We start from the raw sequence: 21,616 nt of genomic DNA, 5'->3' as shown, positions 1-21,616 counted from the left end.
ATTATTGTTGAATGATAACCTATCTATCATCTAATTAAAAAATAAATCCCACCATTTATTCATTGAATTTTACTCTTGTTACATTTTGCAACACGATTAATTAATGTTTCTTTAGCTGTTTAAAAAATAAGTTTATATAATTAATTTAAAAAGTTAAAATTATATTAAGAATATCCTAAAACACACATTTATTTTACTTAGATATAATATATAAATTTAATAAAGGAATTTGTTTGGTTTTATATCAACCTATGAACGGTTATTGTTATAATAGTGACACTCATTTTTTATTTAATTTTATTTACGAAAATTTAAAAAAATTTAAAAATGTAAAAGGTGAGTTACTGGATATTGGTAGTGGAAGTGGTGTTTTAGGTTTATTGGTTAAAAGAGAATATGAAAAAATAAATTTAAATCAAATTGAAATTCAAAAAGAGTTTCAATTTTTAACATCTAAAAATTCACAAACAAATAAACTAGATAATAATTTATATAAAGGCTCTTTTTTAGATTTCGAATTTGATAAGAGATTTGATATTTGTGTTTCAAATCCTCCTTTTTATCATTCAAATGTAATAAAAAGTGAAAATAAAAGTTTGAAAATTGCAAGATATAATGATAGTATGCCTTTAGAATCCTTTATCAAGAAAAGTTCAGAAATATTAAATAGTAGTGGTAAAATCTTCTTTTGTTACGATGTGAAACAAATTAATGAAATATTACTTTACTTGATGAAATATAAATTTAATTTAGAGGCACTACAATTTGTTCATCCTAAGAGTTCAAAAGATGCAACATTGATTCTAGTTTATGCAAGAAAAGATTCTAAATCTTTGACTAAAGTTTTAAATCCTTTGGTTGTATTTGATGAAGAGGGTAATTTTACAGAAAAAGTAAATGAAATTTATGAACATTGTGGAACACATAGTATAAAGGCTGAATTTGAGTGAATTGATAAAAAAAAGCGGTTTTAATTTTGCTTTTGATCCTAGTGGATGTAACAGTTGTAACGGAAATTGTTGCATTGGGGAGAGTGGCTATATTTGGATAAATCCAACTGAAATAGAAAAGTTAGCAATACATTTAAAAATTAGTAGTGAAGAGCTAAAAGTAAAATATTTAAACAAGGTCTCATATAAATACAGTATAAAAGAGATACAATTGTCTAAAGATAATTATGCATGTTGTTTTTTTGATTTAAATAAAAAACAATGTTCTATATATGATGTTAGACCAGTTCAGTGTAGAACATTTCCTTTTTGGGACTATTTTAAAGAAAATATTGAAGAGGTAGTAAAAGAGTGTCCAGCTATAAGAACACTTTAGTTTTTACTTTATTGTTAGCAAGCTTTACAGCTTGTAGTAACGATACAATAAATCTTGAAACTAAAGATATTAAAAGTTATAAAAGTATTGAAACAAAAGAGTATCCATATGAAATTTCATATGTAATGTTTGCTTTGGAGTACGAAAACCAAGGAAGATATCCTTATGCTAAATCAATTTATAAAAAACTATTTGAAAATACTAATAATTATGAATATTTAGAAAGATTTGTTTCATTAAGTTTTCATCAAAAAGATTATAAGTCTATACTTGAAATTATTACTCCAAATGTTTTAGAACAAATGAAAGGGATAAAACAAGAGGAAACTATATTAAGAGTTTATTCTTTTTCATTAATGAAAATGGATAAGAAAGATGAGTCAATATATTTTGCAAAAAAAGTATTAAAACTTGACCCAAGTGATGTAAATCATGAACTTCTAGGAAGTATATATCTTGACTCAAAGAATTATCAAGAAGCATTTAATGAATTTGAAAAATCATTTAAAATTAATAACTCTGATTCTACTTTATTAACATTAACAAATATTCAATATTTTTATTTAAAGCAAAATGAAAAAGCAAAGAATACAATTGCAAAGTATATGGAAGAAAATGGTGAACATTATGCTTTATCTTTACAATTATTAACTTTTTATGAAAAAGATAAAGAGGAAGAAAAAGTTTTAAATTTATTAACTAAATTATATAACAAGTATAAAAATGAGAAAAAAGAGATTGCTTATAAAAAAGTTAGAGATTTATTAATTACTTATATTGCACAAAAAGACATAGAAAAAGCAATTATTTTTGTAAAAGAAAATAACGAAAGTGATGAAATTTTATTAGATTTATATAAGAGTTCAAACAAAGCTAATGAAGCTTATATTTTAATTGAAAAAATGTTTAAAGAAACTAATGACTACAGATATTTAGGAGAAATGGCTGTTATTGAGTTTGAGAAAGCTAAAAATAAACAATCAGTTTTAAACTCTGTTATAGTAAAATTCGAAAAAACTTTAGAGAATATCTCTAATCATGTATATGAAAACTATTTTGCTTATTTACTAATTGATTATGATATTGATGTTAAAAAAGGAATTACATTAGTTAATAAAGCTTTAAAAAAACAACCTGATAACCTAGCATATATTGACACTTTAGCATGGGGTGAATACAAGCTTAATAATTGTGACATTGCTTTAAAATTAATGAAAAAAGTTGTGGATAAAGTTGGATTAGAAGATAGTGAAGTTAAATTACATTGGGAAAAAATTAAGGAGTGCAGTAAGTGATTTTAGATGAAATAAATAAAAGAACATTAGAAGATTTAGAAAAAAGAAAAAAAGAAATACCATTGGATTTATTAGGAAGAACTCTTTCTTCTAATCCTTATTCACCAAGAGATGTGAAGCCTTTTTTAACTTCAACAACAGAAGAACCTATTAGAATAATTGCTGAAGTAAAAAAAGCAAGTCCAAGTAAGGGAATTATAAAAGAGGATTTTGATCCAATTAAAATAGCACAAGAGTACAGTGCAAATGGAGCAAATGCTATTTCTGTTTTAACAGAGCCTCACTATTTTAAAGGTGATATAGAATATTTAAGTGCTATTAGAAGATATGTACCAACACCACTTTTAAGAAAAGATTTTATTTTAGATAAATATCAAATTGTAGAAGCTTTAGTTTATGGAGCTGATTTTATTTTACTTATTGCCAAATCACTTGGAACAAAAGAGTTAAAAGAGTTATATGATTATGCAATTTATTTAGGATTAGAAGTTTTAGTAGAAGTACATGATAAAGAAGATTTAACAAAAGCTATTAAATGTGGCGCTACTATTATTGGTATTAATCATAGAAATTTAGAAACTATGGAAATGGATATGACTTTATGTGAAAGACTAATTCCTCTTATTCCAAATGGCAAAATAATTGTTGCAGAAAGTGGAGTTAGTAACACTGAAATCATAAAGAATTTAAGTGAAGTAGGTGCTGATGCATTTTTAATTGGTGAACACTTTATGAGAGTTCCTTCAATTCAAGAAGAATTAATAAACTTCAAAAATGCTTGTAAGTAAGAGTAAAACTCTTACTTTCTAACTACATCGTAAATATCTGTTCTTCTATCTTTTAAGTTAGTAACACTTCCAATATTATGTAATTCATTTAATAGTGATAAATCTACATCAGCAATAAGTATCATTTCTGTATTAGGAGTAGATTCTGCTTTTATTCCATTTGCAGGAAATGCAAAGTCACAAGGTGTAAATACAGCTGATTGAGCATATTGAATATCCATATTTGCTACTTTTGGTAAGTTCCCAACACAACCTGCTATTGCTACATAACATTCATTTTCAACTGCCCTTGCTTGTGCACATAATCTAACTCTTGAGTAACCATTTTGTGTATCAGTTAAAAATGGTACAAATAGTATATTCATCCCTTCTTTTGCTAAAAGTCTGCTAAGTTCTGGGAACTCTGAATCATAACAGATTAATACTCCAATTTTTCCACAGTCTGTATCGAATGTTTTTATCTCATTTGAACCTTTTAATCCCCAAACTTTCTCTTCATCAGGTGTTACATGTATTTTTGCATATCTTTCAGTTGTACCATCTCTTTTACATAAGAAACCAACATTATACAACACTCCATCAATTAGTTCAGGCATACTTCCTGTAATTATATTAATGTTATATGAAATTGCAAGTTTTGAAAATTCATCTTTAAATTGAGGTGTATATTTTGCAAGTTCTCTAATTGCATCTGCTTCACTTAAGTGATTATATTTTGCCATTAATGGTGCATTAAAAAACTCAGGAAATAAGGCAAAGTCACTTCTATATGAAGATACAGAGTTTACAAAATATTCAGCTTGTTCTAGTACTTCTTCAATATTTTTATAAGGTCTTACTTGCCACTGTATTAGTCCTAGTCTAATTACAGTTTTTTCACTCATTGGTTCTTTTGTAGGTTTAGAATAATAGATATTATCCCATTTTAAAAGACATGCATAATCTTTACTGTGAATATCACCTTCTAAATAGTTTTTTATGACTCTTTTTACATAAAAGTCATTGGATAATTGAAAGTTTAGAACAGGGTCATAAATTTCCCTAGATTTTACTTTTTGTATGTACTCTTTGGGTGTAATTTCATTGGCATATTTTGAATAATTTGGAATTCTACCTCCAAATATAATACCTTTTAAATTCTTCTCTTCACACAACTCTTTTCTAAATTCATAAAGTCTTCTACCAAGTCTAAGACCTCTAAACTTTTTATTAATAAATACATCAACTCCATAAAGCATATTCCCATTGTTATCATGGGTGCTGAAAGTATAATTACCAGTGATTTCTTTATAACTGTGGGTATCATCAAATTTATTATAATCAACAATGATACTTAATGCAAAACCAGCTAAGTTATCATTTATTTTTATTGCAACTTGACCTTCGGGAAACTTTTCAATTAGTGAGTAAAACTCTTCTTGAGTCCAAACTGAGTCATCAAGATATCTATACTCATCTTCCATAAGTTTTACAATATCTTGGTGATCCTCTTTTTTTAGATAGACAAGTTCTATTTTGTCAATTTGTTCTTCCATATTATTCTCTTTTTTAAAATATATGGAATTATTATATCTTAATTTTTAAATAGTGTAAAGCCAACTCTGATCATATTTGAACCACATGCAATTGCAAGTTCATAATCACTACTCATTCCCATAGAACAATATTTAGCTCCTAAAGGTTTAAGTTCATCAAATATTTTTTTAGTTGTTAAAAATGATTCTTTAATAATATCTCTATCTTCAACATGTGCACCAATACTCATAACACCTTTTAATTTGATATTTGGGCAAGTTTGAATTATTTGTTGATAAGTTTCAATTGCAATTTCTGGCATTACACCTGCTTTTGAATCTTCTTTTGCAGAGTTTATTTGAAGTAGGGCATTTAATTTTTTCCCTTTAGCTTCTAATTTTTTGTTTAATTCTTGCGCTAATTCAAGTGAATCAATAGATTGAACTAATGAAGGTCTTAAATCAATTAAATTATTAATTTTATTCTTTTGTAATCTTCCAATAAAATGCCATTCAATTGGCAATTCATCTAAAGCGACTGATTTATCTTTTAAATCTTGAACTTTATTTTCTCCAAAAGCTCTTTGTCCCGCTTCATAAAGCGTAGCTACATCTTCACTTGTTGAGTATTTACTAACACCAATAATTTTTACGATATGATGTTCAGAAACTCTAAGTCTAGCAGCTTCAACTTTTGTAATCAATTTATCTAAATTTTGTGTTGCTATTTGTTTGTTCATTTTTTCTCTTTTACTCTTTTAAAAATATTCTATTTATATCATTATAAATACCAAGAAGCATTAAACTTCCTAGTATTACCCATCCCATTATTGTTAAAAACATAAAAACCTGATCACTTGGTTTTCTTCTAACAATCATTTCATATAGGTTAAACATAATATGTCCACCATCAAGTGCAGGAATAGGAAGTAGATTTAATACACCAAGGTTTACAGAAATCAATGCTGTTATTGCAAATAGTGCAATGATACTAGATTCACTCGCATCAGAAATCACTTTTCCAATAGTAATAACACCACCAATTTCACTACTTGGGATTATTCCTTGAATTAGTTTTTGAACACCTTGAAAAATCATAGTTGATGCAAATATAGTTTTTTCATAAGCATATACAATTGACTCAGTAAAAGATAAATCAAGATTTACTATTTTCCCTGATGGTGATATTCCTATCATTCTTTTTTTGATTTTTTCTTTAAACATATTTTCACTATCAGAAATATATGGATTTATTGTTTTTGAAATAAATTGATTGTCTCTTTTTATGAAAAAGTTTAATGAACCTTGAGTAGTTGTAATAATTTTACCTAACTCTTCCCATGATTTAATTTCAGTGTTATTTATTCTTAGAATTTCATCATTTGGTAATATTCCTGCTTTAAAAGCAGGTGAGTTTTCTTGTACTTTTCCAACTTGTGGAGCTAATGTAGTAGCTCCCATTATTGCTATAGCAAAGTATAAAATTGCTGCTAATAAAAAGTTTGCAAAAGGACCAGCAAAAAGTATTATAATTCTTTGCCATGGTCTTTTTGTATTATAAGAATCATTTCCTTCTTCTACAAGACCTGGTTTAGTATCATCTTGACCTTTCATTTGAACATATCCACCAAGTGGAATTAATGCAAACTGCCAAGTTGTACCTTTCCACTCTTTTGCAAAAATTCTTTTTCCAAATCCTATTGAAAAAACATTTACTTTTACTCCAAAAAATCTTGCCGCTAAAAAGTGACCTAATTCATGAAAAAATACTAAGAAAGATAAAACTAATAAAAAAGTAATTGTACCCAAGAAATAACCTTAAACTCTAAAATAGTCTCTAGTGTATTCATAACCAGAGTAAATTGTTAAAATAACAGCAATCCATAAAAGCTCAGTTGCAAATGGCCAATTCATAATTAAAAATCCAATTGCAATCATTTGTATTACAGTTTTGATTTTACCTGCCATTGTAGAAGCTACACTTTTACCTTCAGCAACTGCAACAACACGAAGTCCCGTTATAAAAAACTCTCTAGAAAGTATTAAAAAAACAGCCCAAGCACTTGCTCTATCAATTACCATTAGACCTAAGAAACCTGCAAGCATTAACATCTTATCTGCTAATGGATCTAAAATACCACCAAGCTTTGTCATTTGATCCCAACTTCTTGCTATAAAACCATCAAAAAAATCTGTAACAGAAGCTATAACAAAAATAAGTCCAGCAAAATAATCAAGCCAAGAAGGATGCCAAGAAGCGAAAATTGAAGAGTCTCTATCCACTAAAAACCATAGCATTAGCGGAGCTAATGCTATCCTAAATAGTGCTAGAGTATTTGGAAGATTTAAAGTTTTCTTCATTATTTAAAAGTTGTCCCACCATCAACAATTAATGTGTGACCTGTAATCCATGAAGCATCAGATGTACATAAAAAGTAACATGATTGTGCTAAATCTTCAGGTTGACCAATTCTATTTAATGGAGAGTATTCAGCAGTTTTTGCTTTAACTTCTTCATAGTTTGTAAATGCTTTTAATGCATCAGTATCAATAGGACCACCTGATACTGCGTTTACTCTAATTCCCATTTCTCCAAGCTCAGTTGCTGCATATCTAACCATTGCTTCAACTGCAGCTTTATTTGTACCATGACCTGAGTAGTTTTCAATGTATACTAAGTTACCAGTAGAAGATAAAGAAACTATAGAACCACCACCAACTTTTTCCATTCTTTTTGCAGCTTGTTGAGCTCCACAAACAAATGCATTTACAGTTGCTGTATAGATGTTGTTTAATCCTCTTGGTTTTAGTTTCATAAATTTACCATATCCACCTACTACTGCTCTACCATAAATCATAGCATTTGAAATAAAGAAATCAATTCTGTCAAAGTCTTTGTCAATTTCAGCAAATAACTCTTTTGCAGTTTCTGGTTCTAAAATATTGTATGGGTAGCATTTACATTTTACACCAAATTTATCTTCAACATCTTTACAAATATCTTCAGCTATTTGTGCATTTGAATTGTAAGTAAACGCTACATTAATACCATTTGAAGCAAATTTATATACACACTCTTTACCAATACCTTTTGTTCCACCAGTTACTACTAATGTTTTTCCCTTCATTTCATTGCTCATTATTTTATCACCTCATAATTTTTTAAAGTTTCTTCAAGTTTTTTCATAGTCTCTGCACTTGGAGCAGTTAATGGTAATCTAAACTCTAAAGTGTCTAGTAAACCAGCTATATACATAGCAGCTTTGATTGGAATAGGATTACTCTCACAGAATAACACTCTATTTAATTCAAATAAATCTTCATTTATTTTCTTTGCACTTTCCCAATCACCTTTTTCTAAATCATGAACAAGTTTAGATTTTAAGTTTGGTAAAATATTTGCAGTAACAGAAATAATACCTTTACCACCACTTGCTAAAATTGGAAAGTCAATTGCATCTTCACCAGAAACAAGAATTAAGTCTTTTCTTAAACTTTGAAGTTCAACTATTTTATTAATATCTCCACTTGCTTCTTTGATTGCATAAATATTTTCTACATCATCGTATAGTTTTACAATAGTTTCTGTATCAATTGCTACACCAGTTCTTCCTGGTACGTTGTATAACATAAATGGAATTTCTACAGATTGTGCAATTGCTTTATAGTGTTGATATAATCCCTCTTGAGTTGGCTTATTATAGTATGGAGTTACAGATAAAATTCCATCTGCTCCAACACCTTGAGCATGTTTTGCTATATCACATGCTTCATGAGTTGCATTAGAACCAGCACCAGCAATTACTTTTGTATTTGTTCCCTTACAAGTAGCAACAGCAACTTCAATACATTGTTTGTGTTCATTATGTGATAATGTTGCACTCTCTCCTGTTGTACCAACAGGAACTACTACATCAATACCTTGTTCAATTTGTCTTTTAATTAATGATTCATATTTTTCTAAATCAACTTTTCCATCTTTAAATGGTGTAATAAGTGCGGTCATAGCACCGGTAATTATTTCCATAGTTATCCTTTCTTCTCTACTACTAAATCTTCTAATTCTAATTTATATTTACAGGGTATTTCACTATTTGGCTTGTTTTAAAATAACTGTTGTTGAATTATCTTTGTTTAAATATTTATTTACAACTTTTATTAAATCTTTTTTTGTAAGCTCTTCTACTTGTTTTTCATATTTTAGTAGAGGTTTAATATTGTCTCTTACAAAATAAGAACCATAAAGAGAAGCAACAGAACTAGAACTCTCTAATGAGAAAACAAAATCAGCTTTTGTATTGATTTTTAATTTCTCAATATCACTTTTTGAAATAGATCCCTTTTTTAAATCGTGAATTATATCTAAAATTTCTTTTTCAATTTCTTTAGCTTTAATACCTTCATTTGCAACTGCAACAAAAAGGAAAACTCCAGGGTCTTTTAATTCCATATTATAAGCATAAACTGAGTTAACTAATCTCTTTTCATCAACTAATCTTTTTTGTAAAATTGAACTTTTACCTGAGCTTAGTAATTCACTAAGTGCAGAAAGTGCAACTTGATCTTTATGCTCAAAATTAGGAATATGGTAAGATATTGCAATCATCTCCACAGCACTATCTTTTTTTATAGTAACTCTTTTTGCTCCATCTTGTTTTGGTTCAACTGTATGAAGTTTTGATGGAATCTCTTTTGTATTTTTAATATTTTTAAAATACTTTTTTACTGAAGAAAATACATCATCTTTATTTATATCCCCTGCAACTACTACAATTGCATTTTTTGGCTGATAATAAGTACTATGGAAATCTCTAATATCTTCAATTGTCCAGTTTTGGATATCACTCATAAATCCAATTGGAGTCCAGTGGTATGGGTGATAAATATAAGCATTATTAAATAACCTAAATTGTAGATATCCCATAGGATTATTATCAGTTCTCCATCTTCTCTCTTCTGCTACTACATCTCGTTCAGGTTGGAACTCTTCATCTTTTAGAGTTAAATTTTGCATTAATTCTGCAAAAAGTTCTAAAGATTTATCCATATTTTTTGAACTAGATTTAATATAGTAATGTGTGTAGTCAAAAGATGTTGATGCATTATTCATACCACCAAAACCTTTTACTATTTCATCAAACTCTCCAGCTTTTAAGTTTTTTGTAGATTTAAAGTTTAAGTGTTCAAGCATATGTGCAATACCACTTTTACCCATTTTCTCATCTCTGCTTCCTACTTTGTAGAAAATATCAGTTGATACAACATTTGATCCATTATCCATTGGAATTGCAACAATTTGTAATCCATTTTCTAATGTTTTAGTATAATATTTTGGTAAACTATTACTACTCATTAATTCTCCTGCGAAAATAGTAAAAAATGAAACAAATAAAATAGATTTTTTTAGAATATTCATTTTTACTTCCTTTTTATTTATTTTAAATCAGCTCCGATTGCTTCGCTGATATTGTTATAACCATCTTTGGCAAGTAATTCTAATAACTCTTCATTTATTTTTTTTACCATTGATGGACCTTCAAATATTAGACCTGTGTAGATTTGAACTAATGAAGCGCCAGCTTTGATTCTATCATAAGCTTGTTGCCCATTTGAAATACCACCTACTGAGATTAAAACTGTTTTACCATATAACTCTTTAGCAATTTCTTTGAAAAGTAAATAAGATTTTTCAGTTAAGCACGTACCACTTAATCCACCAAAATCTTGACAATTTGGAACTAAGCTATAATCAATTGTTGTATTAGTAGCTATAATCCCAGCAGCTCCAGAATTTACAGCAGTCTTACAAAGTTCAATCGCTTGAGCTGCTTCCATATCTGGAGCAATTTTTAATAAAATCGGCTTATTTGTAATCTCTTTTGCCATTGTAAAAAGTTCTGTAATAAACTTTTCATTTTGTAAATCTCTAAGATTTGGAGTATTTGGACTTGAAATATTAATCACTAAATAATCACAATAATCTTTAATTTTTTTGATTAAAACTTTATAATCTTCAAGTGCAAACTCTTCTGGTGTAATTTTGTTTTTTCCTACATTTCCACCAATTGGTATTTCAAAAGGATAAAGTTTTTTTAAATTTTTTAAAACTGTATGAATTCCTTCATTATTGAAACCCATTGCATTTTGTACACAGTTAACTTCTGGATATCTAAACATTCTTGGTTTTGGGTTTCCATCTTGAGGTTTTGGAGTAACTGTTCCAATTTCAGTAAAACCAAATCCTAAAGATTTCATAGATTTTATCATTGTTGCATTTTTATCAAATCCAGCTGCTAAACCAACTGGGTTTGGGAAAGTTACTCCAAAAATTTCTTGTGATAATTTTGAATCAGATATGAAATTTCTTTTTTCCATATACTTTTTCCCAATTTTGCAGTTCCCTAATAATTTTAATCCAGTTTCTGCAATATGATGAGCAGTTTCAGGTTCAAACTTAAATAAAACTTTTTTAAGCATTTGATATTTTGACAATGTTAATCCCTTTTGTAAAATTGTGATATTTTATCTAAAAGTTAGTAAATATAACTTTACGAATATAAAAGTTTATATATTCGCTAAGTTATGAAGTCTTTGATACTCTTTACAAGATTTAAGTAATTCTTGTTCTGTATCTATTGCAATTATTTGACCTTCTTTAAATACTGCAATTTTGTTTGAGTTTTTAATAGTACTTAATCTATGAGCTATAACAAAAGTAATTTTATCTTTACTCACTTCTTTTATAACTTCAGAAATGATTGATTCACTTTCGTTATCAAGTGCAGATGTAGCTTCATCTAATATTAATATTTGAGGGTCTTTGTATAAAGCTCTTGCTATTGCAATTCTTTGTCTTTGACCTCCACTTAGATTTGTTCCAAACTCATCAAGTTTTGTATAAATACCACTTTCTAAGTTTGAAATAAAATCATAGGCATGAGCTTGTTTTAAAGCTTTTATTACTTTTTGTTCATCTATTTCATATCCGTAAGCGATATTTGCTGCGACTGTATCATTAAAAATATATACTCTTTGAGTAACAACTGATATATTATTTCTTAGAGATTCTAATTTAAAATCTTTAATATCAATGCCATTAAATTCTATACTACCTTTTGAAATATCATAGAATCTAATTAATAAATTTATAACAGAAGACTTTCCTCCACCACTATCACCAACTAGTGCAAATGTTTCACCTTTTGATACTTCAAAATTGATGTTTTTTAATGCTACATAATCATCATATTTTAGTTCTACATCTTTGAATTCTATTTTTTCTATATTTTTAGGGAATTGTTTATCTCCATCTTTTATACTTGCTTCTTGGGCAAAAACCTCTTTTATTCTAATATCAGCTGCGATTGCATCTTGTAGTTGGTTAAATAGTGAAGATAACCTTTTTATTGGTGTATAAAGTGAAAATAGGGCTGTTGTAAATGATAGAAAAGAACCCGTTGTTAATGTTCCATTTATAACTTGTGTTCCACCCACAATTATAACTACAGCAAAGCCGATTGAACCAATTATTTCCATAAGGGGAGATACTAGGGCATTTGTTTTTACTGTTTTTAATGTTACTGCAAAAAAGTTTTGATTGTGTTTTTTGAAATCTTTCATCTCTAATTCATTAGTTGAATTAGCCTTAATTAACTCAACATTATTAAATGTTTCACTTAAATGAGATGTTATATCAGATATTGATTCTTGTGATTTAAATGATAATTTTTTCATTTTTTTTGCAAGTTTTGAAAGGGGAATTAATGCAATTGGCAAAACAACTAAACCATAAAAAGCAAGTTCTGCACTTTGGTAAATAGCAACAGCAACTAAACCAATAATGGTTAGAGCTTCTCTTATAATATCTGCTACATAGTTTGAAACGGCAAGTTGAATTCTATTGATATCATTTGTTATTCTTGAAATAAGTTTTCCACCATGATTTTTATGGAAAAAAGCCATATCTAAATTTAATATATGAGTTAAAAGCTTGTCTCTAATTCTTCTAACAATATCTTGTCCAATATAAGATATGTAGTATTTTTGAATATAACCACCAATACCTTTAGCTGAATAAATTGCAACAACAACAAAGGGCATAATAAATAGCATATCTTTATCTTTATTAATAAAAATATCATCTAAAAGTGGTTCAATAATATATACAGTTCCTGCTGTTCCACTTGCAACTAAAAACATTCCAATAACTGCAAAGAAAAATTTTAATTTATACTCTTTAATATATGGGATATAGTGTCTATAAAACTCTCTCAATATCAATCCTAATAAAATATTTACCTAAATAAGGATTGATTATATCGAAATATTGATTAATAGCTAAGTAGTAAGGCCTCACTGTATTTTAAACATATTTTTAAATTTTTCAAAACCAAAGGCTTTAATTGTCAAGAAAAATAGTACAAACCCACTTAGTGTACTTGCAAATGCAAGTCCAGCAGCTCCAAAAGGTTGTATTAATGCAAGTGAGAAAATGATATTAAAACCTAAACTTTGCATTGATATTTTTGCAGCTTTTCCTTGTTGTTCCTTTGCATAAAGCCATAGTGAAAATATTTTTGCTATACCAAATGGTAAAAGACCTATTAAATACATAGTTAAAATCAACGCCGTATTTGCTGTATCTTCAGAAGTAAATGCTCCCCTTTCAAATAAAAGCCACACAATAAATTCATTAAAAACTATTCCCACAAACATTGCAAAACTTAATAAACCTAATAAAATAAGAGATGATTTTTTCATTAAATTTAATGCTTTATCTTCATCTTTATTTTTTATTGCTCTTGCAATCATTGGAAATAGTGCTATTGAAGTTGCAATAGCAAAAAGGGCTAATGGAAGTTGAAAAATTCTATTTGCATAATATAAATATGAAATAGAACCTGTCATTAAAAATGATGCCAACCAAGTATCTATAAAAGCTGATATATGAGCAGTTGAAGAACCTACTGTTGCTGCAAAAAAGTTTTTATAAAACTTGTTTTCTTCTTTTTTCTTATGTTTTTTAAAATGAAAAATTTTACATAAATCATGTTTTTTTATAGCAATAACATGAACAAATATTTGTAAAATACCTCCAACTAAAACTCCATATGATAAATAAAAGGCAATTGTGTATTTATCCATGTTTTGAGAGATTAGTAGTGCACCTATCATCCCAATATTTAGTAATGCAGTTGCATATGCTGTTGTTGCAAAGTGGTGTTTATATTGAAGTAGGGCAGCCATAAATGTTACTATAAATATCATTGGAAGATAGTAGAAGTTTATAGCAAACAGTGGTGCTGCTAGGTCTATAGTCTTTTCATCAAATCCTATTGCTATTGCTTTTGCTACTAAATGTGAGAATGCTGTTACTAATAAAGATAATATAATCAAAAATCCAAATAGTTGTAAAAATACAATTGATGAAAATCTAATTTTATGATTTGATTTTGCATATGCAGGAATAAAAGCTTGAGTGAAAGCACCTTCAGCGAATATTCTTCTAAATAAGTTTGGTAGTTTAAAAGCTACAAAAAATATATCAGAATATATATTTGCTCCTAAAATTGAAGCTGTTAGTAAATCTCTAATAAATCCTAATATTCTTGATACTAAAATTCCAGAACTATTTGTAAAAATTGATTTTATTAACATCTATTTTACTACTTTATAATCATTTTTTGAGTGAATTAATATTTGAGGTGTTCCTTTATACTCAGTTAAATGTGCAGTTGTAAATAAAACTTTTTCGCCATTTTTTGGCAAATCATTTTTATTTTTTGCATAAAGTTTTATATAAATATCCTCTTGAAAATATAGTTTTCTATTTTTTACTATACCTTCTAAATTTTCTACAATTTCATTTTGATAATTTTCTTTTAAAATATTAATGTTTTGCCCATTTAGATATAAGTCTTTATAATTATAATTTTTACTCTTTTTATCTAGAATTGAAAATTCAGTTACTTCTTTTAATCCATTGTAATTAATTATTTCTTTGATCTCTAAATCATATTTATAGCCTAGTTCTAAATTTTTTGCATTTTTATAAAGATATATAGCTCTTGTATTATCTTTAATTACAGCCGAAGAGCTTGCTTTGTATATAACAGTAACATCTTTTAAAATTATTGACTTATTTAACTTCTCTTTTAAATATAAATCTTGAATATTATTAATCTTAAAGTGATCAATTTTTTTTAATTCTTTTACTATATTTCTATCTTCTTCACTTGTAGAAAAAGTTGCATAAATAGGAAGATGATCTGAATATCCTTCACCTTTATGTTTTCTATTTGAGTGATTTCCAATCATTTGCCATCTATTGATGTAGTTATTTTTATATAGATAGCTTGGTTTAAAAACTTCAAAAGAGTTAGGAATATATGAAATTTTTTTTGTATCAAATAAAGCAGCTGAAAGTATAATATTATCTGGTGTATTATTTCCACCTCTGTATTTATTTGAAAATCTATTTTTATTTGATTGTTCTTGCCATAAATTTATATGTACTCTTCTATCAATTTTAGAAATATCACTATAAGTGATGAGTTTATTATTATAACTTGTATTTAAAATTTGATTAATACCTGTAATTCCATCAGTGTTATTTAGTTTTCTATTTGATTTTATTGAAAACATCTCATCATAATTTGAGTTAAAATCCCCAAGTAGTATATAGTCATAATCTTTTGGAAGTTTAACTAATCTATCTTGTAGCTCTTTTGCATAAGTTACTCTATAGCTTTCAGGAACAGCTTTTGATGGCCAGTGATTATTGAAAATTTTAAACTCTTGATTATCAATTTCAAATGTAGATTCTAAAATTGGTCTAAATAGTTTATTTCTAAACTTTACATCTATTTGTCTATTATCTCTGATTTTAATTTTTGATAAAAAAGCTACTCCAACAGCACTTCTAGGATATTTTGCAAATGAGTAGTACTTATATTGAGGCAATCTTTTAAACAGTTGTTGCAAAACAGCTTTGTTTTCAATCTCTTGTAAAGCTATTATATCTGCATCAATTTCTTTAATTACTTTTATTACATTATTTAGTTTTATATTAAATGTTTTACTATTCCAATTTGAGTTTGTATTTGGTATAAACTCTTTATACTCACTATTTTGTTTTGTTAAATCAAAAAGGTTTTCAACATTATAAGAAGCAACTTTAAAATTTTGAGAAAAGGCATTTATACATAAAAGTAATAAAAAAAGTAGTTTATACAAGTAGTATCTCCGGTAAATATTTTTCTTATATTACCGAAGATATTATTTTTAATAGGTAAAATTAGTTTAAAAAACTATTTTTGAGAATTTAATCTTGATTGATATTCTTGTGGATGGTCACATACTGGACATTTTTTTAGAGCTTTTTTACCTCTGTGAACATGTCCACATACTTCACAAATCCACTCTTCATCTTCGTTATCGCTGATAAACTCATTTCCACTTTCAAGTCTATCTTTTAATCTTCTGTACATATTTTCATGTTCAATTTCTATTTTACCAATCATGCTTAACATTCTTGAAATATCTGCATGACCTTCATCTTTTGCAACTTTTGCAAAATCAGGATACATTGTTATATTTTCATAACTTTCACCATCAATTGCAATTTGTAGGTTTTCAACTGTATTTCCAAACTCTTTGTCATAATTTAATACATTATAAGCTTTAAGTTCTAGTTGAGCATGTTTCTTTTCATTATTAGCAGCTCTTTGGAAGTGTTCAGCTATATCTCTATAACCCTCTTTTTGAGCAATTTTTGCAAAATACTCATATTTATTTCTTGCCATTGATTCACCAGCAAAAGCTTTCATAAGAACAACTGATGTTAAATCTTCAGTAATACACTCCATTTTCTTACCACAGCAGTGAAGTTCTCCTCCACCAACTTTTGATAATTCAACCTCATTTCCACATACACTACATCTATAACTTTCATATTGTCTCATATTTTATTCTCCTAATAATTTTAATTATTAATTCTACCACTATTAACTTAAGTAAAAATTATTATCCTGCTGTTACATCATTAGGTTTTTTCTTGAAATACTCTTTTTCAACTGCACACAATGGACACTGTTTTGGTGGCTTTTTACCTCTATGAACGTGACCACAAACTTCACATACCCACTCTTCTTCTTCATCTGATTCTAAGAAACCTTCATCGATTAATGCTTGTTTTAATTCTAAGTACTCTTTTTCATGTTCAACTTCAACTTTTCCAATAGCTTTAAACATTCTTGCAATCTCTTTTAATCCTTCTTCTTTCGCTATTGCTTCAAAGTTTGGATACATCTCTTCATGCTCATATTTTTCTCCATCTGCAGCATATTGGATATTATTTTTTGTACTATCTAATTCTATATTTTTTACTAATTTATTATATGCTTTGAATTCAGCCATTGCATGATATTTTTCATTTAATGCAGCTTCTTTAAAGAATCTTGCAATTCTATGGAAACCTTCTTCAAATGCTAAATCTCCAAAAAACTCATATTTATTTCTAGCCATTGACTCACCTGCAAATGCTTTCATTAAGTTAACTGCTGTTAAATTTTCAGTAATCATTTCCATTTCATGTCCACAACATGATAATTTTGCATTTTCTCCTGTTACTTGAACTTCAACTTCACATCCACATGAATTACATTTGTAAGTTTCATATTGTCTCATTATATTTCCTTTTTGATTTTGATAATTAATATATTTTATTAAAGGATAATTTTTTTCCTTTAGACGAAGAATTGTAGGCTAAGACTTCTTAGATTTAGCTTAAGCTTTAATTATCTAAAGAAAAAGTTTATCATTTAATAAAATTTATGTTATAATACTGAATATTGACTTTTTAAACATAAAATAGATATATCCTATATAAATTATGTAAAAATAAAAGGTTTAATATAGTAGAATTCCGCCGAAAGGATGTAAAGATGATGAACTATTCAGGATTATTAAAAGAATATGATTTAAAAGTTACTCCACAAAGAGTAGCAATAGTTGAAGAACTTTACACAAATGGACATATGAATATTGATGATTTATACAAAAAATTATTATCAAAATTCCCATCAGTATCATTAGCTACGATTTATAAAAATATAAATGCAATGGTTGAGAAAGTATTTTTATCAGAGGTAAAAATACCAAATGCAAAATCAGTATATGAGCTAGTGAAAGCTGAGCATGCTCATTTAGTGTGTTCTTCGTGTGGACATATTGAAGATATAGTATTAGATGTTAGTACTATTTTCAGTGAAGCTTCACAAAACAGTGGATTCAAACTTGATTCTACTGATATAGTTTTAAGTGGCACTTGTCCTAAGTGTCAATAAAACTTTAAATTTGAAATACTCTAGCTTTATGCTAGAGTGTTTTGAATTACTAATGCTAAAACTACCATTAAAGCAATTCCAGCTGATTTATTATAAAGTTTATTTGCAGTTATAAATACTAACATAAGTGATACAATAGTAGCTGCTGCGATATCAAAGAAATATGTACTAAAATCTACATTTAGTGGATTTACAATTGATGCTAATCCTAAAACCATAGTAAAGTTTGCAACATTTGAACCAATAATATTTCCTATTGCTAAATCTGCATTATTTTTTAAAGCTGCTTTTATTGAAATCATAAGTTCAGGAAGTGATGTACCAAATGCAACTAAGAATAATCCAATAATCCATTCACTAATACCAAACTCTCTTGCAATATTTCCAGCACTATCAATGGCAAAATCTGCACCACCAATTACAAATACAAATCCTACAAGTAATAATGAAATAGATTTTGCCCATGAAAACTCTGCCTCTTCATCATCTTCTACTTCTTCAACTTGATTTGATTTAATCAAAAATAGTAAATAAGCTCCCATTAATAATAAAAATAAAATACCATCAACCATAGATAGTTTCCCATCAATTCCCATTAAAATAAAAATTAATATAGGAAAAAGTGCCCAAGCTGAATCTTTTGCAAATAGGTCTCTATCTGGAGAGATTTTTTTAGCTATTAAAAATACAACACCAAGAACTAATGAAATATTAAAGATAGTACTTCCTATAACATTAGCAACTGCAATATCTGCACTTCCCTTTATTGAAGCTGACATAGACACAGCCATTTCTGGTAAACTTGTACCAAGAGCAACTAATGTTGCCCCAATTACGAAGTGAGAGATATTATATTTCAGTGCAATTTTTTCACTTTGTTCAATAATAAAATCAGCACCATAAATTAAAGCTCCCATAGAGACAATAAAAATTAAAATATCCATAATTATGAATTCCTTACAATTAAACTTTTAGGTAGATTGAATTGATTAATTAACTCTTCTTCTTTTTCTCTATGTTCACCATCATCAACTTCATGGTCATATCCTAATAAGTGTAAAATACCATGGATATACAATAGAGTAAACTCTTCATTAAAACTATGTCCGTACTCTTTTGCTTTTTCTTCAACGAAATCTGTCGAGATTACTATAGAGCCAAGGGGCATATTGGGAAAATCAAAATCCATAGGAAAACTCAAAACATCAGTTGCTTTGTCTATATTTCTATGTTCACTATTTAATTTTTGAATTTCATCATTTTTAACAACAATTAATTCAACATCTCTTGATGTTAATGTATCAGTTATTGTTTCAATAGTTTTTAAATCTAAGTTAAATTCTGTATTATTTTCTAATTCAATCATTTTCTACCTTTTAATGTCGCGATTGTATCTAAAAAAATCATATTTATACATAAAGGGAGATTTTTGATTTTAAGTTTTATAAATATAAAATAAGACAAATTATGAGGAGAAACTATGGAATTAGAAATAGGTACAAAAGCTACTATTGATTATGTAGTAAAAAACAAAGATTTAGCAAAAAATCTTGAGATATCTAGTGATGATAACTTTCCCCCTGTTATGGCAACTGCTAGAATGACTGCACTTATGGAGTGTAGTGCTGCAAAAGCTATGAAACCACTACTTGGTAATGGTAAGCTATCTGTTGGTGTTGAAGTTAGTCTAAAACATCTTGCCCCTACACTTGAAGGCGATACTGTATCATCAACTGCAACTTTTGTAGGAATGGAGGGAAAACTATATAAGTTTGAAATCGAAGCAAAAGATTCTGGGGGACTTATAGGAACTTGTATTCACACTAGAGCTATCGTAACAGAAGATAGACTTATGAGTGGAGCTAATAAAAGAGTAGGGAAAGAATAGAGTTATTTAAAATAACTCTATCATTTTAGGAACTTCGTCCACTGCAAATGTTTTGATATCAAGTTTTAGTGATGGCTTTTGAGCGATTACTGCTTTTTTGATACCTTGTGCTTGTGCTTCTTTTAATCTTAAATCTAATGAATAAACATCTTTAATCTCACCAGTTAGAGAAACTTCACCGATAAATACTGACTCTTTAGAAATAGGTCTATCCCTAAAACTTGAGATAATCGCTGCAATCACTGCTAAGTCTGCTGAGCTTTCTTTGATTTTTATGCCACCTGAGATATTTATAAATACATCATAGTGATTTAGTGGTAAATCAATCTTTTTCTCTAATAGGGCTAAAAGCATCGTAAGTCTATTTGCATCAAATCCTGTGGCACTTCTTTTTGGGTTTGGATATGTACTTTCTGTTACTAAAGCTTGAACTTCAAGTATGATTGCACGACTTCCTTTCATAGAAACTGTTAGGGCTGAACCTGCTTGGGCTTTGCTTTTATCAAAGAATTTTGAAGCGATATCTTTTGCACTTATAAGTCCTTCTGCACTCATCTCAAAAATACCGATTTCTGAAGTTGAACCAAATCTGTTTTTAAAACCTCTTAACATCCTAAGTTCTTTTGAGGCTTCACCTTCAAAGTATAAAACTGTATCAACCATGTGTTCAAGTACTCTTGGTCCTGCTATTGAACCATCTTTTGTGATGTGTCCAATGATAAACATAGCTATATCACTATCTTTCGCTTTTCTCATAAGCTCAAATGTGATTTCACGTACTTGAGATACACTTCCTGGGGCACTAGTAAGGTTTGATGAATAGATAGTTTGAATAGAGTCGATGATACATACTTCATAATCTTGTCTTAGTAACTCATCTTGAATCTCTTCAAGTTTTATTTCACTAAGTAAGTACATGTTGTCATTGTTTGCTTCAAGTCTATTTGCTCGCAGTTTTATTTGACCAGCACTCTCTTCACCTGATACATATAAAACTTTTTTACCAGAGCTTGCGATACTTCCTGCTACTTTTAAAAGTAGGGTTGACTTACCAACCCCTGGACTTCCACCAATAAGAGTTAAACTTCCTGGAACAATACCTCCACCTAAAACTAAGTCAAACTCATCATTGTGTGAAGAAAATCTTGTAACATCATCTTGTTTTATTTGAGTGATTGGAGTAGCTTTTGAAGTAGTATTTACTACCTTTGCAGTTTGTTTTAGTACTTCTTGTTGGTCTTGGTTTAGTTCAATAAAACTATCCCATGAACCACAATTTGGACATTTACCTAGCCATTTTGTACTTTGTTCTCCACAATGTTGACACTCAAAAAGTGATGATTTTTTCTTAGCCATTTCTTCAAACCTTTTTATTTTATGGTGCAATTATAATAAAAAAAATTTAAAGGGATAAAAAATATGACAGATTGTAAGATTGATTTGTTTAAATATTTTTATT

At 28.2% G+C, this 21,616-nt stretch carries 22 protein-coding genes; 6 read left to right on the top strand and 16 right to left on the bottom strand.

Translation table 11 applies throughout. The features are described 5' to 3' along the window. Positions 1-233: 233 nt before the first annotated feature. The 4 genes from APAC_RS08550 to trpC are packed head-to-tail and all read left to right on the top strand — an operon-like array spanning position 234 to position 3,409. Entirely contained in the window at positions 234-950 is a 717-nt protein-coding gene (locus APAC_RS08550) for a tRNA1(Val) (adenine(37)-N6)-methyltransferase (protein WP_130233713.1), read from the top strand. Then, entirely contained in the window at positions 943-1,326 is a 384-nt protein-coding gene (locus tag APAC_RS08545; protein ID WP_130233712.1) for a YkgJ family cysteine cluster protein, read from the top strand. The genes APAC_RS08550 and APAC_RS08545 overlap by 8 nt, the downstream gene beginning before the upstream one ends. Before the next feature lie 11 nt (positions 1,327-1,337). Next, the gene (locus tag APAC_RS08540) at positions 1,338-2,621 is read left to right on the top strand and encodes a tetratricopeptide repeat protein (RefSeq protein ID WP_130233711.1); all 1,284 of its coding nucleotides are present in this window, start codon (positions 1,338-1,340) and stop codon (positions 2,619-2,621) included. Next, a complete protein-coding gene (trpC, locus tag APAC_RS08535) occupies positions 2,618-3,409 on the top strand; it encodes an indole-3-glycerol phosphate synthase TrpC (RefSeq protein WP_130233710.1) in 792 nt (263 codons plus the stop codon). Before APAC_RS08540 ends, trpC begins: the two co-directional genes overlap by 4 nt. A gap of 11 nt (positions 3,410-3,420) precedes the next feature. Here trpC and APAC_RS08530 read toward each other — a convergent pair whose 3' ends face one another. The 13 genes from APAC_RS08530 to APAC_RS08470 all read right to left on the bottom strand — a co-directional run bounded on the left by APAC_RS08530 (position 3,421) and on the right by APAC_RS08470 (position 17,610). Then, positions 3,421-4,944 (bottom strand): carbon-nitrogen hydrolase family protein, encoded by a 1,524-nt coding sequence (locus APAC_RS08530; protein WP_130233709.1) that lies wholly within the window; start codon positions 4,942-4,944, stop codon positions 3,421-3,423. A gap of 38 nt (positions 4,945-4,982) precedes the next feature. Beyond that, positions 4,983-5,663: a YggS family pyridoxal phosphate-dependent enzyme gene (locus APAC_RS08525; protein ID WP_130233708.1), complete on the bottom strand. Its 681-nt coding sequence runs from the start codon at positions 5,661-5,663 to the stop codon at positions 4,983-4,985. A gap of 10 nt (positions 5,664-5,673) precedes the next feature. After that, positions 5,674-6,732 (bottom strand): RIP metalloprotease RseP, encoded by a 1,059-nt coding sequence (gene rseP / locus APAC_RS08520; RefSeq protein WP_130233707.1) that lies wholly within the window; start codon positions 6,730-6,732, stop codon positions 5,674-5,676. A 9-nt stretch (positions 6,733-6,741) separates the two neighbouring features. Next, positions 6,742-7,284, bottom strand: coding sequence for a CDP-diacylglycerol--glycerol-3-phosphate 3-phosphatidyltransferase (pgsA, locus tag APAC_RS08515; RefSeq protein WP_130233706.1), 543 nt, complete (start codon positions 7,282-7,284; stop codon positions 6,742-6,744). Next, positions 7,284-8,063, bottom strand: a complete 780-nt coding sequence (locus tag APAC_RS08510; RefSeq protein ID WP_130233705.1) for an enoyl-ACP reductase — start codon at positions 8,061-8,063, stop codon at positions 7,284-7,286. Before APAC_RS08510 ends, pgsA begins: the two co-directional genes overlap by 1 nt. After that, the gene (gene dapA, locus APAC_RS08505; RefSeq protein WP_130233704.1) at positions 8,063-8,950 is read right to left on the bottom strand and encodes a 4-hydroxy-tetrahydrodipicolinate synthase; all 888 of its coding nucleotides are present in this window, start codon (positions 8,948-8,950) and stop codon (positions 8,063-8,065) included. The genes APAC_RS08510 and dapA overlap by 1 nt, the downstream gene beginning before the upstream one ends. A 63-nt stretch (positions 8,951-9,013) precedes the next feature. Next, the gene (locus tag APAC_RS08500; RefSeq protein WP_130233703.1) at positions 9,014-10,339 is read right to left on the bottom strand and encodes a M16 family metallopeptidase; all 1,326 of its coding nucleotides are present in this window, start codon (positions 10,337-10,339) and stop codon (positions 9,014-9,016) included. A gap of 17 nt (positions 10,340-10,356) precedes the next feature. Further along, a complete protein-coding gene (locus APAC_RS08495) occupies positions 10,357-11,400 on the bottom strand; it encodes a quinone-dependent dihydroorotate dehydrogenase (RefSeq protein WP_371868591.1) in 1,044 nt (347 codons plus the stop codon). Positions 11,401-11,487: 87 nt separating this feature from the next. Continuing rightward, entirely contained in the window at positions 11,488-13,197 is a 1,710-nt protein-coding gene (locus tag APAC_RS08490) for an ABC transporter ATP-binding protein (RefSeq protein ID WP_130233701.1), read from the bottom strand. A 78-nt stretch (positions 13,198-13,275) separates the two neighbouring features. Next, positions 13,276-14,580, bottom strand: a complete 1,305-nt coding sequence (gene murJ / locus APAC_RS08485) for a murein biosynthesis integral membrane protein MurJ (RefSeq protein ID WP_130233700.1) — start codon at positions 14,578-14,580, stop codon at positions 13,276-13,278. Then, a complete protein-coding gene (locus APAC_RS08480) occupies positions 14,581-16,158 on the bottom strand; it encodes an endonuclease/exonuclease/phosphatase family protein (protein ID WP_130233699.1) in 1,578 nt (525 codons plus the stop codon). Between the two features lie 74 nt (positions 16,159-16,232). Then, positions 16,233-16,886, bottom strand: a complete 654-nt coding sequence (locus APAC_RS08475; protein ID WP_130233698.1) for a ferritin family protein — start codon at positions 16,884-16,886, stop codon at positions 16,233-16,235. Positions 16,887-16,947: 61 nt separating this feature from the next. Next, positions 16,948-17,610 carry a ferritin family protein gene (locus tag APAC_RS08470; protein WP_130233697.1) on the bottom strand — a complete coding sequence of 221 codons (663 nt, stop codon included), beginning with the start codon at positions 17,608-17,610 and terminating at the stop codon, positions 16,948-16,950. Between the two features lie 257 nt (positions 17,611-17,867). On the opposite strand from APAC_RS08470, the gene APAC_RS08465 reads away from it, so the two are divergent. Then, positions 17,868-18,269 (top strand): Fur family transcriptional regulator, encoded by a 402-nt coding sequence (locus APAC_RS08465; protein WP_130233696.1) that lies wholly within the window; start codon positions 17,868-17,870, stop codon positions 18,267-18,269. A gap of 26 nt (positions 18,270-18,295) precedes the next feature. Here the strand turns inward: APAC_RS08465 and APAC_RS08460 are convergent, their stop codons facing one another. Together APAC_RS08460 and ybeY are read right to left on the bottom strand one after the other, a co-directional pair. Beyond that, positions 18,296-19,213, bottom strand: coding sequence for a calcium/sodium antiporter (locus tag APAC_RS08460; protein WP_130233695.1), 918 nt, complete (start codon positions 19,211-19,213; stop codon positions 18,296-18,298). A gap of 2 nt (positions 19,214-19,215) precedes the next feature. After that, positions 19,216-19,635 (bottom strand): rRNA maturation RNase YbeY, encoded by a 420-nt coding sequence (gene ybeY, locus APAC_RS08455; protein WP_130233694.1) that lies wholly within the window; start codon positions 19,633-19,635, stop codon positions 19,216-19,218. A gap of 114 nt (positions 19,636-19,749) precedes the next feature. Here ybeY and APAC_RS08450 point away from each other — a divergent pair, with 114 nt between their 5' ends. Further along, a complete protein-coding gene (locus APAC_RS08450) occupies positions 19,750-20,157 on the top strand; it encodes a thioesterase family protein (protein WP_130233693.1) in 408 nt (135 codons plus the stop codon). A 6-nt stretch (positions 20,158-20,163) separates the two neighbouring features. On the opposite strand, the gene radA is transcribed toward APAC_RS08450, so the two are convergent. Beyond that, positions 20,164-21,513: a DNA repair protein RadA gene (radA, locus tag APAC_RS08445; protein WP_130233692.1), complete on the bottom strand. Its 1,350-nt coding sequence runs from the start codon at positions 21,511-21,513 to the stop codon at positions 20,164-20,166. Positions 21,514-21,616 lie beyond the last annotated feature (103 nt).

This window comes from Malaciobacter pacificus, assembly GCF_004214795.1.
In the GTDB taxonomy this organism is placed as follows: Bacteria; Campylobacterota; Campylobacteria; order Campylobacterales; family Arcobacteraceae; genus Malaciobacter_A; species Malaciobacter_A pacificus.
The sequence above is the reverse complement of the archived record's forward strand: the minus strand, read 5'-3'. Positions and strand labels throughout refer to the sequence as shown.

Coding starts and splice junctions, on each gene's coding strand:
- APAC_RS08510 (WP_130233705.1), bottom strand. CDS start 8,063: ATGAGCAATGAAATGAAGGGAAAAACATTAGTAGTAACTGGTGGAACA.
- dapA (WP_130233704.1), bottom strand. CDS start 8,950: ATGGAAATAATTACCGGTGCTATGACCGCACTTATTACACCATTTAAA.
- APAC_RS08475 (WP_130233698.1), bottom strand. CDS start 16,886: ATGAGACAATATGAAAGTTATAGATGTAGTGTATGTGGAAATGAGGTT.
- APAC_RS08500 (WP_130233703.1), bottom strand. CDS start 10,339: ATGAATATTCTAAAAAAATCTATTTTATTTGTTTCATTTTTTACTATT.
- radA (WP_130233692.1), bottom strand. CDS start 21,513: ATGGCTAAGAAAAAATCATCACTTTTTGAGTGTCAACATTGTGGAGAA.
- ybeY (WP_130233694.1), bottom strand. CDS start 19,635: ATGATTGAATTAGAAAATAATACAGAATTTAACTTAGATTTAAAAACT.
- APAC_RS08465 (WP_130233696.1), top strand. CDS start 17,868: ATGATGAACTATTCAGGATTATTAAAAGAATATGATTTAAAAGTTACT.
- APAC_RS08530 (WP_130233709.1), bottom strand. CDS start 4,944: ATGGAAGAACAAATTGACAAAATAGAACTTGTCTATCTAAAAAAAGAG.
- APAC_RS08470 (WP_130233697.1), bottom strand. CDS start 17,610: ATGAGACAATATGAAACTTACAAATGTAATTCATGTGGATGTGAAGTT.
- APAC_RS08450 (WP_130233693.1), top strand. CDS start 19,750: ATGGAATTAGAAATAGGTACAAAAGCTACTATTGATTATGTAGTAAAA.
- APAC_RS08460 (WP_130233695.1), bottom strand. CDS start 19,213: ATGGATATTTTAATTTTTATTGTCTCTATGGGAGCTTTAATTTATGGT.
- pgsA (WP_130233706.1), bottom strand. CDS start 7,284: ATGAAGAAAACTTTAAATCTTCCAAATACTCTAGCACTATTTAGGATA.
- APAC_RS08495 (WP_371868591.1), bottom strand. CDS start 11,400: ATGCTTAAAAAAGTTTTATTTAAGTTTGAACCTGAAACTGCTCATCAT.
- murJ (WP_130233700.1), bottom strand. CDS start 14,580: ATGTTAATAAAATCAATTTTTACAAATAGTTCTGGAATTTTAGTATCA.
- APAC_RS08525 (WP_130233708.1), bottom strand. CDS start 5,663: ATGAACAAACAAATAGCAACACAAAATTTAGATAAATTGATTACAAAA.